Here is a 13687-nt window from a genome sequence, read left to right on the forward strand (position 1 = left end):
AAAAACGCTGCCCAGCGTCTATTAAGCGTAAACGCCGACTAAGTGTCGGCGTTTTTCTAAATTGGGGTAGAATGGCTGATTTAACGCTTTGCTTTATTCGACTCCAATAAAGCCACCGGTTTGATGCGCCCATAGCTGAGCATAAATACCGCCGCTGGCAATCAGCTCGCTGTGGCTGCCTTGCTCGACGATATTGCCCTGATCCAGCACAATAAGCCGGTCCATCTGCGCGATGGTAGATAAACGGTGAGCTATAGCAATAACGGTTTTACCATCCATCAGCGTATTTAAACTGGCCTGAATCGCGGCTTCTACTTCTGAATCCAGTGCAGAGGTCGCTTCATCCAGAATTAAAATTGGCGCGTTTTTCAACAGTACACGAGCGATAGCGATACGTTGGCGCTGACCGCCTGATAATTTAACGCCACGCTCACCCACCTGGGCATCAAAACCACTGTTGCCTTTAGGATCGGTTAGATCACGGATAAAATCACTGGCTTCAGCTTGCTCTGCTGCTAACTGTAATTCAGCTTCGCTGGCATCTGGTTTGCCATAAGCAATATTTTCACGTACTGAGCGGTGCAGCAGGGAAGTGTCCTGCGTTACCATGGCAATATGCTGACGCAGGCTTTCCTGGCTTACCTGACTGATGTCCTGGCCGTCGATGAGGATCTTACCGCTCTCGATATCATAAAAACGCAGCAACAGGTTTACCAGCGTGGATTTACCAGCGCCGGAGCGGCCAACTAAACCGACCTTTTCGCCCGGTTTTATGCTCAGGTTCAGTTGTTGTAGTATCGCGGTTTTACCGTCTTCGGTTGGGGTTTTACCGTAATTAAAACTAACCTGCTGAAATTCAATCTGGCCCTGTGGCACCGTTAGCTTAGCGGCATTTTCGGCATCTTTTACTTCAATCGGTCGCGATAAGGTGGCGATACCATCGGCAACAGTACCGATATTTTCAAACAGGGCGCTAACTTCCCACATAATCCACTGTGCCATACCGTTTAAACGCAGCGCCAGGCTGATCGCTATGGCAATAGCGCCCACCGTAATAGCACTGCCAGCCCATAAATACAGCGACAATGCCGCCACACTAAATACCAACAGGTAGTTAAGGGTTTGTACCGACACACTTAACCCGGTGGCAAGGCGCATTTGCTGGTAAACCGGCTGCAGAAAGACATCCATGCTGTTTTTGGCATAGCCTTCTTCGCGGTTAGTATGAGAAAACAACTTAATGGTGGCAATATTGGTGTAGCTGTCAACAATACGGCCGGTCATTTCTGAGCGGGCATCCGCCTGAGCAGTGGACACGCGCTTTAAGCGTGGAACAAAATAAAACTGCAGTGCGATGTAAAACACCAGCCAAATCAGCATTGGGGCTATTAAACGTATATCGGCATCAGCAACAAAAAACAGCATCGCGCTGAAGTAGACCAGCACATACACCATCACATCCAGCAGCTTCATTACCGTTTCCCGCACCGACAGCGCCGTTTGCATAACCTTGGTTGCAATACGGCCGGCAAAGTCATTCTGATAAAAACTGACACTCTGGCGCAATAAATAACGGTGGGCCAGCCAGCGGATCGACATCGGGTAATTACCCAATAAAGTTTGATGCACTATCGCCGAGTGAATAAAAGTCATTAACGGCAGCAACACCAGGGTTACCAGCGCCATCCAAATCAGCGTAGCGCGCTCGTCAGTAAAAAAGTTTTCCGGATCATTAGCTACCAGCCAGTCAACTAACTGGCCCATAAAGCTAAACAGCGACACTTCCAGCACGGCTAAAATGGCTGAAGATAAAGACATAAATAACAACGATGTTTCCATGCCCTTGGTATAGTGACGACAAAAAGCCAGTAAGCCACGTGGCGGTTGGCCTGGCTCAGCTGCTGGAAAGGGTTTGGTAAGGCGTTCAAAAAAGCGTAGCATGAAGAATAACCGGTAGTAAAAACAGCGGCTATTGTAACCTGTTTAATAAAAATTGCATGGCTGCTGCGGCAATTCACCGGTTTTTAACGGTGTTAGTCGTAGACACATTTCGCCGTATTGTTTTGTGATGTTATCACAACTTATCTGCTTATTTGACAGCGAACGCTGCTATAATACCGGCTTTGGGTCTCCTTGAATTAACGGCACTATGGCCCAATTAAGGCCCAATGAAAGCTTGCGCTTTAGCCAATAAAGCTTGTGCTGTATTAAGTGCGGCCGTTATCTGAGAAGTCATGATGAAACTAAAACTTGTAACCTCAACACTGTTACCCACCCCTTTTGCTGAATTCCGCCTGCATGGTTTTGAAGCACCTAACGGTAAAGAGCATGTCGCATTAACGCTGGGCGATGTCACAACAGACGAGCCTGTACTGGCGCGGGTGCATTCAGAGTGTTTAACCGGTGATGCCTTGTTTAGCCTGCGCTGCGATTGTGGCCCACAGTTAGAAGCGGCGATGCGTAAAATTGCTGATTTAGGCCGCGGTTGCATTTTGTATTTACGCCAGGAAGGCAGGGGAATTGGCCTGATTAATAAAATTCGCGCTTATGCTGAGCAGGACAAAGGCCTGGATACGGTAGAAGCGAATGAAATTCTGGGTTTCTTACCCGATATGCGTGAATACGATATAGCAGCACAAATGTTTGAACAACTGGGTATTCAGCAAATACGCCTGCTTACCAATAATCCGCGTAAGCTTAAAGCGTTAACCGATGCCGGTGTTAACGTATTAGAAAGAGTACAGCACCGGGTGAAAACCTCGGCGCACAGCCACCGTTATCTGGCCACCAAAGCCAGTAAGTTGGGGCATTTGCCTTAACCCGCAGTGCCATTGCAGCAAAATACGGATTTAACGGCGGTTGTGGTATTATAGCCGCCGTTTTTCATCAGACTTTTGCTACAGGATATTATCTTGACCAACAACGACGTACTGCGCAGCCTGCGTTACACGCTAAATGCACCTAACCACGGCATGATTGCCATTTTTGCTTTAACCAATGTCACGGTGACGAAAGAGCAGGTGATGGCCTGGCTGGAATCTGACGAAAGTGAAGATTTTGCCTTAATTAGCGATGTGTTGCTGGCCGGGTTTCTTAATGGCGTAATTATCCAGCGTCGCGGTGCCAAAGACGGTGTTATTCCAGAGCCGGAAACTAAGCTCAATTACAATATTATTTTGCGTAAACTCAAAATTGCCTTTGATTTAAAAGACGATGACATTCTGGCTCTATTAGAAGGTGCAGAGTTCCGTTTAAGCAAGCATGAACTCAGTGCATTTTTCCGCCGGCCGGATCATAAACATTACCGTGCCTGCCAGGAGCAGGTTCTGCGTTATTTCTTACGCGGCTTGCAGCAGAAAATACGTCCGGCAGTCAGTTAGTTTTTACCGCGCAATTGCAGTTAAATCTGCTATCAAGTTAATGTTATACTGCAGGCACTTATTGCCGAGTGTCTGCAGTTATGATCCCAAAGCTTAATCCCGAACTCGCGCTGGATGCCAGCATTGCTGCTTTTAGCAAAGCCTTAGTTGCCGCTGGCTTTAACGGCGATATCGAAACCAGTTATGGCAGCCGTTTAGCGGTTGCTACTGATAACAGCGTGTATCAGGCGCTACCTCAGGCCGTGTTGCTACCCAAAAGCACCGACGATCTGGTTATTCTTACGTCATTAGCGCAAACGTCCAGTTTCTCGCATATTAAATTCAGCCCGCGCGGCGGTGGTACCGGCACTAACGGCCAGGCACTTACTGAACACGTGGTGGTAGATTTATCGCGCCATATGCGCAACATTCTGGAAATTAACCTCGAACAGCGCTGGGTGCGGGTGCAGGCCGGGGTAATTAAAGATCAGCTGAATGCGTTTTTAAAACCTTACGGCTTTTTCTTTGCGCCGGATTTATCCACCTCAAATCGCGCCACTATCGGCGGAATGGTAAATACCGATGCCTCGGGGCAAGGCTCATTAGTTTACGGTAAAACCAGTGACCATGTGTTAGCGTTAAAAACAGTGCTGATAGATGGCAATATATTAAATACCCATAAAATGGCGACTTTTGAAGCTGAGCACCGCGCCCAGATGCCAAACAGCATTGGCCGTATTTACCAGCAGGTGCTCGATAGCTGTCGCAATTTCCGGCCACAAATTTTAGAAAAATTTCCACGTTTAAACCGTTTTTTAACCGGTTACGATTTAGAGCATGTGTTTAATGACGATTTAACCGAGTTTGATTTATCACGCATTATTACCGGCTCTGAAGGCTCACTTGGTTTTGTAACAGAGGCCAAACTGAATATTACGCCGATTGCCAAATACAAATGTCTGGTTAATGTTAAATACGACAGTTTTGAAAGTGCGCTGCGTAACGCCCCGTTTCTGGTGGCGGCTGAAGCGACATCAGTTGAAACCGTTGACAGCAAAGTGCTGAATTTAGCCCGCGCCGATATTATCTGGCATCAGGTAAAAGACTTAATCACCGACGTGCCCGCCATTGAAATGCAGGGCCTGAACATGGTGGAGTATAACAGCGAACAGCAAAGCGAAATTGAACAGAAAATTGCCACACTAACGGCACGGCTGGACGGCGCAATAGCAGATAAAGCCGATGGCATTATTGGCTACCAGCTTACCTATGATAATGCCGCTATTGGCAATATTTACGCCATGCGCAAAAAGGCAGTAGGGCTGCTGGGTAATGCTAAAGGCCGGCAAAAGCCCATTCCTTTTACCGAAGACACTGCCGTGCCACCGGAGAATCTGGCCGATTTTATTATGGAGTTTCGCGCACTGCTCGACAGCCACGGCCTGCAATATGGCATGTTTGGCCATGTTGATGCCGGTGTATTGCATGTGCGCCCGGCGCTGGATTTATGCGACTCGCAGCAGGAGCAATTGCTGCGCACTATTTCCGATCAGGTGGTGGCATTAACGGCCAAATACGGCGGCCTGATGTGGGGCGAGCATGGTAAAGGCTATCGCAGTGAATACGGCCCGGCATTTTTTGGTGATGAGCTGTTTAACGAGCTGCGCAAGATTAAAGCAGCTTTTGATCCACGCAACAGAGTAAACCCCGGTAAAATTTGTACGCCGTTTAACAGTGCTGACAGCTTAGTGTCGGTAGATGGTGTAAAGCGGGCTTACTTTGACCGGCAAATTCCGGTAGCAGTGAAAGACAGCTTCGACAGCAGCTTAAACTGCAATGGTAATGGCCTGTGTTTTAATTACGAAGAAAACTCGCCGATGTGTCCGTCGAGCAAAGTCACCAAAGACAGGCGCCACAGCCCTAAAGGCCGGGCCGGATTAATGCGTGAATGGTTACGCCTAACCGAATTGCAAGGCCTGGATGTACTGACGCAAGAGCAGCAGTTGCTAGATAAATCAGCCGGTATCAATGGTTTATGGCAGCGTATAAAAAATACGCTGGCAAAGCGTCAGGGCGAAGAAGATTTCTCGCATGAAGTGATGGACGCTATGGAAGGTTGTCTGGCCTGCAAAGCCTGTGCCGGCCAGTGTCCGATAAAAGTCGATGTGCCGTCGTTTCGCGCGCGGTTTTTACAGCTGTACCACAGCCGTTATTTACGCCCGGCGAAAGATTATATCGTTGGTAATATTGAGCGCACAGCACCGTTATTAGCCAAGGCGCCCAAGCTGGTTAACTTTGTGCTAAAGCGCAGCATTACCGCCACGCTGCTTGAAAAGACAGTAGGTTATGTTGATACACCGCTATTATCGGTGCCAACGTTGGCGCAGCAGATTGGTGAGCAGTATCGTTTCGATTTAGTTAGTTTGCAGCAGCTGCCAACAGAGCTAAAAGCGCGCACGGTATTGCTGGTGCAAGACCCTTTTACCAGCTTTTATGAAGCAGAGCTGGTAGCTGATGCGTTAAATTTACTGCAAAAGCTTGGTTTTAACCCGGTGTTGCTGCCATTTTTACCCAATGGTAAGCCGCAGCATGTAAAAGGCTTTTTACGCGATTTTGCCAAAACTGCGGCCACAGCAGCACAGTTTTTAAATCAGTTGCAACAGCTTGGCTTACCGATGCTGGGGCTGGATGCGTCATTAGTACTGGTATACCGCGATGAGTACAACAAAGCACTGGCCGATAAGCGCGGTGATTTTAACGTGCAATTACTGCATGAATGGCTGGTACAACAAAGCTTACCAAAAGTAAGTAAAACCGCTGAGTTTGCTTTACTGGCGCATTGCACGGAAAAAACTGCCTTACCGGCCACTGAAAAAGCCTGGCAGCAAATATTTAGCAGCACAGGGCTAAGCTTAAAACCGGTGAGCGTGGGTTGCTGCGGCATGGCAGGTACTTACGGCCATGAAGCGCAAAATCTGAATAACAGCAAAGCACTGTTTGATATGAGCTGGCGTGCACCGGTTGAGCAATTTGGTACAGAGCAGATATTGGTTACCGGTTTTTCCTGTCGCAGCCAGGTAAAACGGCTGGTAGGGGATAAGCCAAAACACCCGCTGCAGGCCTTGCTGGCAGCGATGTAGCCTTGATAGCCATAAAAAAATCCGCCGGTCAGGGCGGATTTTTTGTGTTAACAGCTATTTGGTTTAACCACAAAGGATCAGAACTTATAAGTGCCTTTTAAGTACCAGTAACCGCCGTTAATTCCCATCGGTGAGGTTTCATAATACTTGCCACCCAGTTCGGCTTTCCAGGCGTCTGGCAATTCTTCCGGATCATTATCCAGTAAGTTTTGCGCACCGGCAGAGACAATAAAACTATCGTTGATGTAGTAACTGACTTCAGCATCCAGTGTTACTTTCCAGCTCGCGTTAGTTGTACGGCTTGGGTCATCCGCATGTACGCCCTGGTAAGTACCGTAATAGTTGGTACGCAGGAACATTGACCAGTCATCCCAGCTTTGCGTCCAGGTAAAGGTAGCTCTGTGTTTAGGCAGATCCTCTTCCAACCGTGATACACGGAATGCGCCGGTAATATTGGTAAAGCGGGTAACTTCGGTATCATTCCAGTTATAGGCCAGGGCAAAACTGCTGCGGCCACCGTACAGATCCATAGCGTAGTTAGCCACAATATCAATACCTTGGGTACGGGTGTCAAAATCGTTTGTCAGGTACGTAATACTGGTTAATGAATCAATACCACGCACACCGGCGGCTTTTAGCTCGGCGATATCCTCAGGCGTAACCGGAATAGCATCAGACTGGCTGATACGATCTTCTACCTCAATACGATAGTAATCGGCAGTAACAAAAAAGTCGTAGCCGGTGTAAACCAGACCAAAGGCGTAACTGGTCGATTCTTCCGGTTGTAGCTCTGTGGCACCTTTTAGCTGTGCTACCGGGTTAGTGGGGGGTAAAACACCGATATCTACCAATACGCCCTGGTTAGCTTCAGTACGCACATTGCTTACGTTAGCCTGACCAACAGTCGGGGCACGAAAGCCGGTACTGGTTGAGGCCCGTAATGCCCAATCGTCAGTTAGACGATACTGACCGGTCAGTTTATAGTTAGTGGTGGTGCCAAAAGAGTCATAGTCTTCAAACCGCAGTGCCACCGCACCTAACAGTTTTTCGGTAAACTCGGCTTCAACATCAACGTACGCTGCATAGTTACGTCGGGTAGAGATACCGGCAGTTTGTGGCTGAAAACCGGGGAAACCGTTAGAGCCGTTACTCAGGCCCTGGTCGACATAAGGGCCAATTTCCCAGGATGCCTGTTCACCGGCGACAATTTCAAAGCTTTCTTCTGTCCACTGAGTACCAAAAGCAACGGTTAAGTCTTCATATAAACCAGCAGGGACAAACTTTACAAAGTCAGCGCTGAAGGTTTTTTCCAGCTGAATATATCTGCCAGCTTCAAAATCAGTAGGGGTTTCCGGGCCTAAAGACGCGTTGACCGAGTTAAATAACTGAAATGTTGACTCACTGCGGCCAACAACACCACTGAAATCGTACATGATGCCACTGGCAAAACCGTTTTTAAATTCACCTTTAGTACCCACGGCTAATGAGGTGTCGGTAATGTTGCCACCAAAGTTAGGGGTAAAACCGCCCGGGAACATAGAGAAGAATGTAAAGCAGTTGTCGGGCAGAGCATTAACAGCAGAGGTAATTTGTGCATGATCTAAACCAGAAATAGGCACGTTTGCACAGCCTCCGGCGCCGCTGGTATCTACCACCTGCAGTGTTTCGCCGCCATCATTTGAGAATACCTGTGGCCGGTTATGTGGGTTACGATAATAGAAGCCACCGCGCACATCACGTTCAGAGTAGTTACCAAACATGTAGGCTTCGCCACCGTTGCCTAAATCAAGCCCTGCATTGGCAAACAGCGTAATATCGTCGTTAATTTCAGGTGCTCCCCACACCTGTACCGGGTTCGCTACAAAGGTATTGCCCGCATCTATCAACCCCTGAGCATCGCCACGTTGTACACTGCGGCTGGTAGCATCAACATTTTTGTACTGCATACTGACGTTGACAAAGCCGTCTTTGGTTAGCGGCATGCCCACGTTGGCAGCCACTTCAGTTGAGGTGCCATCACCGGCATAATACTCGCCGCGTTTAACCTCAATAGTGCCGCCCTCTGCTGCGTCTTTCAGTACGAAGTTAATAACACCGGCAATAGCGTCCGAGCCGTACTGGGCTGCTGCACCATCACGCAATACCTCTACCTGCTTCATGGCAATGCCTGGGATAACGGATAAATCAGGCCCCTGAGCGCCGTCGTTTATACCGCCGCCCAGAAATGAAATAACCGAAGATCGATGCCGGCGTTTACCATTTAGCAGCACCAGCGTACTGTCAGACGATAACCCCCGCAGGTTGATAGGCCGGATCAGCGATGCTGCATCGCTGATAGGCTGGGCATGTACGTTTAAAGACGGCACTGTGGTGCTGATCAGGTTCAGCATGTCCGAGTTGCCGTTTTTATTCAGTTCTTCACCGCCAATAATATCTACCGGCACCGGCGAGTCACCGATAGAACGCGGCGCCGAACGGCTGCCGACAACGGCAATTTTTTCAATCGATTTTTCTGCGGCGCCAGTGGATGGCGTGTCCTGTGCCAGCGCTGCGGTTGAGGTGATACCAAAAGAAAGTGATGCTGCCAGTGCAAATTTAACTGCGCGGGCAACCGGATGATAGTCGTTATGGTTTTTCATAGTCTTTTCCTGGATTATTTTTCTATCTACCAGACGCTTATGTTGTTTTTGTTGCGTCCTATTAACCTTATTGGATAATTTGCCGGTTGTCTATCGCAGATTTATGGTATTTCGTCGCTCTAATCGGTAATTGCATTCGTTTGCAGGAATAAAAATAGATTGCAGCTAACCGGTTGCCTGATTTATAAACTGCACTACCTTTTTTGTTTGGACAGCAACGTGCAGATCAGCGAACTTACCCCGGCTTTTTTTCCCGCAGTTGTCAGCCTGGCCAATGCTATTCATGGCGATAATTATCTTAACCACGCCAGTCTGGTTGCAATGCATCTGCAAGGGATAGTAAAGGGCATTAACGCCAGCTTTGTTGCGATTGATGAGCAACAGCAGCTAATTGGTTACCGCTTAAGCTTTGCTGCCGGGCAGTGGCAACCCGATCGCTGGTGCACAGAAGCACTATGGCCAGTGCCGTGCGCCGATATGGCATACTTTAAATCTGTCGGGGTAAGTGCTGGGCAACGGGGTAAAGGCGTTGCGTCCTCACTGTTACAGGCCTCAGTTGCAGCTTTAAAGCAACAGGGCGCCAAAGCCGGGCTGGCGCATATCTGGCGTGAAAGCCCGGGTAATGCCGCACAGCGTTATTTTAGCTATGCCGGGGCCGTTTTAGTAAAAGTTCACCCACAGCGCTGGCGACATTTGTCTGAAACCGCAGGTTACTATTGCCCAATATGCGGGGCATTGTGCAACTGTAGTGCAGCAGAAATGGTATTAACCTTTAGTGCCGGCTAGTTTAGGAGTGCGCTATGTATGATCCGCTGGTTGAGCATGATATTGGGCAGGGGGCGGTTTATCCGTCTTCTTACTGGGCGGCACAAGTACAAAACAGCGGCAGCACTGCAGCAATTACAGCGGATCAAAGTACTGACGTTGTGGTAATTGGTGCCGGTTATACCGGCCTGAGCTGCGCCTATCAGCTGGCAAAGCGTTTTAACCGCGAAGTTACCGTATTAGAAGCGCATCAGGCCGGCTGGGGCTGTAGCGGGCGCAACGCCGGTTTTGTGCTGCGTGGCACCGGGCGGTTGGGCCTGGCACAGTTAACACAGCGCTTCGGTTTAGATACTGCGCTACTGTTTCATCAGGAATACGGTGCCGCTGTGGCTCAGGTAAGGCATATGATTGCTGATGGCAATATCGCTTGCGATGTCCAGCCTGAAGGCTATTTAAAAGTGGCGCACAAAGCCTCTTTGGGTGCCGATTTACCGGCACAGGCAGATTTTTTACAGCGCCATTTTGGCTATCCGGCTGTTTATTTATCACCGGCGCAGCTAAAAAGTGACTATATGCACAATATACAAGCTTATGGTGCGATTAAATTTCCCGATTGCTTTGGCGTAAATCCGCTGGCTTTGGCACAGGGCTATGCTGCTATGGCGCAGCGTAGCGGGGTGCAATTATATACAGCCTCACCGGTGTTACGCTGGCAACGCTCGGGTAATGGTTTTGTGGTGCATACCCCTCAAGCCCGTTTGCACTGTAAGCAACTGGTGCTGGCGACAAATGGTTACACCCCAAGAGGGCTGTATTCTCCATTAAACCGCGCTTGTTTGCCGGTATTAAGCAGCATTATTGTAACTGAGCCATTAACGCCAACACAGCTGCTGCAAAGTGGTTTACACCATACCCAGCTAATAATGGATACACGCGCGCTGAAGTACTATTACCGTAAACTGCCGGACAACCGTATTTTATTTGGCGGACGCAGTGCAGTGTATGGCCGTGATGCTGAAAAAGCAGTATATCCGGCACGCTTGCTAAGCGCACTGAAAAGCTGTTTTCCAATGTTGGCGGATGTGCGCTGTGACTATCACTGGAGCGGTTGGGTGGCGGTGTCGTATGACGATTTACCGCGGGTATGTCAGGCGGAAGATAATTTGTTTTACGCTGCCGGTTATTGCGGCAGTGGTGTGTCGTTCAGCACCCTGGCCGGTGTCCGGCTGGCAGAATTAGCCACCGGTGTTGCTGTACCGCCGTTGCCGATCTATCAAAGCCGGCTGGCACCGTTCCCGTTACCGGCGTTCAGACGCCTTGGTCAGCAGGCTTATTATCAGTGGGGCCGCGTTAAAGATCGTTTTCTGTAATAAAAAGCCCGGCTAAGCCGGGCGCAATGTAATCAGAAGGTAGCCCGCAGGCCCAGTGTTATAGCCCGACCCGGCAGCGGCGCATCGGCTTTGATAAAGGAGCTGTGCACAAAGCCCAGCTCGTTAGTCAGGTTAGTCGCGCGTACAAAAGCCGTCATATCCAACTGCGACAGGCTGAAATCGTAATTCAGGCTGGCATCAAGCAGGGTATAGGCTTTGGTTGGCGTTTCATTGGCGGCCACCTTGTTCTGCTTAGCATAACGCGTTACGCCAATATCAGCACTCCAGCTGATGCCTGTATACTGATAGCCTAAACCGGTTTTATATGGTGGAATACGTGGCAGGTAATCGCCGCCGTCCAGTTTAGCGCGCACTGCATCAAAAAACACATTTAGTGATTGGGCATGATCTAACTGATAACGGGCCTCAAATTCGGCACCATATAAAGTGGCATCCTGTTGTTGATACTGATACAGGCCAAAGCTGTCGTGGCTGTGATCTTCCTCAGCAGCATCTTCTTCACCCGTGTCGTGATCATGGCCCGCTTCCAGATCTTCCATTGTCAGGCCGGTATCTGCCAGGTACAGATAGTTATGTACCTTGTTATAGAAAAAGTTATAGGTAAAACTCAGATCACCTTTAAAACTGCGAAAGGTGATATCGATATTATTTGCCGTCTCTCTTTTTGCTTTATGTTCCGATAATTCCAGTTCGCCATCGTGTAGCTGGTACATCAGGCCAAGCTCATAGCTGCTGGTAGCGATGTGGGCTCCGTTAGAATACAGCTCGGCTGCGCTTGGCGCGCGCTCTGAGCGGCTAACCGCCAGTGCCCAGGAAAAACCCGGTACAAATTCCCAAACCACACCGGCCGATGCACTGACAGCGGCAAATCTGTCAGAAATACCATTGATTAAGGCACCATCATGGCCCAGCGCCAGTGTGCCGGCGTCATGTTTTGTCCGTTCGATACGGCCACCCAACTGAGCGGACACATTACCGAACTGCTTTTCTTCCAACAGAAATAAGGCGTGCGTTAATGTCTTGCTGTCTGGCGTAAAAGCTTCTTCGCCAAAGGCTTGGTAATCAGAGTGCTGTAAATGATAACCCACCAGTCCGTGCCAGCCGCCAATTGCCTCATGTTCCAGCGTAATACGGCTTTCCAGAGCTTTATTTTTAAAGGTGGTGCCAATGCTACCAGCTTCAATTTCCTGATGCTGATAATCGGTGTAGGCAGTATTAAACGCCAGCGTTTCAATACCGCTAAAGGGGGTATACCATTCGCCAGCCAGGCTAACGCGGTTTTGCTTTAATTTAGCAAAAACACTTTCGTCAGCATGCATATGCTCATCTTCATGTTCATCATCATGTTCTTCTTCGTGCTCATCTGCGTGATGATGGCCTGGGATGCCATAGTCAGACTCTAACCGGCCAATGCTGATGCCAAATAAGCCCCGATCGCCAATGTAGCTGACACCACCATTAACGGCTTTGCTTTGGATCCAGGAGTTTTCCAGGGTTTTACTGCTTTCGCCTTCATCGTTGCTAAAACGTGGTACATCATAGTCTGAGCCATCACGGTTAAAGCCATCAAAATGCCAGGCGATATTATCGCTACTGCCTTCGTGGTTCAGCGCAGCGGTTTTTTCATCTGATACATCAACATAGCGGGTTTCCAGTTTGGTTTCGCTGCTGCTGCGTAACTGGCGCGGAATACGGTTATCTACCACATTAATAACACCGCCAATAGCACCACTGCCATACAACAACGTAGCGGGGCCACGCAGCACTTCTATTTGTTGTGCGGTAATTGCATCGGCGGTAATAGCATGGTCCGGCCCGACACGGGATACATCAGCCGTGTCTAAACCATTATTTAAAATACGTACACGCGGGCCGTCCAAACCGCGGATCACCGGGCTTGATGCCACAGGGCCATAGTAATTTGCGTGCACGCCGGGTTCATACTTCAGCGTTTCACCAATGGTAGGCTCGGTGCGACGGCTTAGCTCTTCACCGGTTAATACCGATACCGGTGTAGCCATTTCCAGGTTGTATTTATGAATACCAGAAGCGGCTACCACAATACGTTCTACACCGCCCGGCGCTAAGTTGATATTCAGTTGTGGTTGCGCCGGCGTTATAGTAACAAAGCTGTCACCATAACCGGCGGCAGAGATATGCAGTTCAGCATTGGCCGGCGCCTGTATACTAAACCGGCCTTGCTCATCGGCATACACATACTGCTGGCGGCCATGAATATGCACCCGGGCGTTTTTCAGCGGCAGGCCCTCGGTATCGGTTACAACGCCGGTATAGCGTTGTGATGGCTCTTGTGCTGCAACATTAAATGCCAGGCTGACAAATACCGCTAGCAGGCTGTAACGTCGCAAAGCAGGGGAACGGCGCATCTTGTA

Annotated in this window: 8 protein-coding genes; 5 read left to right on the forward strand and 3 right to left on the reverse strand. The window is 49.2% G+C overall.

Annotated features, from left to right (window positions below; genetic code table 11):
• Positions 1 to 93 precede the first annotated feature (93 nt).
• Positions 94 to 1941 (reverse strand): ABC transporter ATP-binding protein, encoded by a 1848-nt coding sequence (locus AR688_RS18925; protein WP_068237893.1) that lies wholly within the window; start codon positions 1939 to 1941, stop codon positions 94 to 96.
• A 296-nt stretch (positions 1942 to 2237) separates the two neighbouring features.
• Between AR688_RS18925 and ribA the strand changes: the two genes are divergently transcribed.
• From ribA to ydiJ, 3 genes are all read left to right on the forward strand, one after another.
• A complete protein-coding gene (gene ribA / locus AR688_RS18930; RefSeq protein WP_068237896.1) occupies positions 2238 to 2819 on the forward strand; it encodes a GTP cyclohydrolase II in 582 nt (193 codons plus the stop codon).
• A 93-nt stretch (positions 2820 to 2912) separates the two neighbouring features.
• Positions 2913 to 3380, forward strand: coding sequence for a DUF1456 family protein (locus tag AR688_RS18935; RefSeq protein ID WP_068237899.1), 468 nt, complete (start codon positions 2913 to 2915; stop codon positions 3378 to 3380).
• An 80-nt stretch (positions 3381 to 3460) separates the two neighbouring features.
• Positions 3461 to 6499 carry a D-2-hydroxyglutarate dehydrogenase YdiJ gene (ydiJ, locus tag AR688_RS18940; RefSeq protein ID WP_068237902.1) on the forward strand — a complete coding sequence of 1013 codons (3039 nt, stop codon included), beginning with the start codon at positions 3461 to 3463 and terminating at the stop codon, positions 6497 to 6499.
• A 77-nt stretch (positions 6500 to 6576) separates the two neighbouring features.
• On the opposite strand, the gene AR688_RS18945 is transcribed toward ydiJ, so the two are convergent.
• Positions 6577 to 9138 carry a TonB-dependent receptor plug domain-containing protein gene (locus AR688_RS18945; protein WP_068237904.1) on the reverse strand — a complete coding sequence of 854 codons (2562 nt, stop codon included), beginning with the start codon at positions 9136 to 9138 and terminating at the stop codon, positions 6577 to 6579.
• Between the two features lie 219 nt (positions 9139 to 9357).
• Between AR688_RS18945 and AR688_RS18950 the strand changes: the two genes are divergently transcribed.
• Together AR688_RS18950 and AR688_RS18955 are read left to right on the forward strand one after the other, a co-directional pair.
• Complete coding sequence (locus AR688_RS18950) at positions 9358 to 9924, forward strand: GNAT family N-acetyltransferase (RefSeq protein WP_068238095.1); 567 nt, start codon at positions 9358 to 9360, stop codon at positions 9922 to 9924.
• 14 nt (positions 9925 to 9938) lie between these two features.
• Positions 9939 to 11273 (forward strand): NAD(P)/FAD-dependent oxidoreductase, encoded by a 1335-nt coding sequence (locus AR688_RS18955; RefSeq protein WP_068237907.1) that lies wholly within the window; start codon positions 9939 to 9941, stop codon positions 11271 to 11273.
• Between the two features lie 32 nt (positions 11274 to 11305).
• On the opposite strand, the gene AR688_RS18960 is transcribed toward AR688_RS18955, so the two are convergent.
• A complete protein-coding gene (locus tag AR688_RS18960; protein ID WP_068237911.1) occupies positions 11306 to 13681 on the reverse strand; it encodes a TonB-dependent receptor in 2376 nt (791 codons plus the stop codon).
• Positions 13682 to 13687 lie beyond the last annotated feature (6 nt).

Origin of the sequence: Rheinheimera sp. EpRS3, assembly GCF_001513785.1 — a bacterium.
In the GTDB taxonomy this organism is placed as follows: domain Bacteria; phylum Pseudomonadota; class Gammaproteobacteria; order Enterobacterales; family Alteromonadaceae; genus Alishewanella.

What these genes read in the sequence shown, in the direction of transcription:
- AR688_RS18955 (WP_068237907.1), top strand. Translation starts at nt 9,939, where the DNA reads ATGTATGATCCGCTGGTTGAGCATGATATTGGGCAGGGGGCGGTTTAT.
- ydiJ (WP_068237902.1), top strand. Translation starts at nt 3,461, where the DNA reads ATGATCCCAAAGCTTAATCCCGAACTCGCGCTGGATGCCAGCATTGCT.
- ribA (WP_068237896.1), top strand. Translation starts at nt 2,238, where the DNA reads ATGAAACTAAAACTTGTAACCTCAACACTGTTACCCACCCCTTTTGCT.
- AR688_RS18925 (WP_068237893.1), bottom strand. Translation starts at nt 1,941, where the DNA reads ATGCTACGCTTTTTTGAACGCCTTACCAAACCCTTTCCAGCAGCTGAG.
- AR688_RS18945 (WP_068237904.1), bottom strand. Translation starts at nt 9,138, where the DNA reads ATGAAAAACCATAACGACTATCATCCGGTTGCCCGCGCAGTTAAATTT.
- AR688_RS18960 (WP_068237911.1), bottom strand. Translation starts at nt 13,681, where the DNA reads ATGCGCCGTTCCCCTGCTTTGCGACGTTACAGCCTGCTAGCGGTATTT.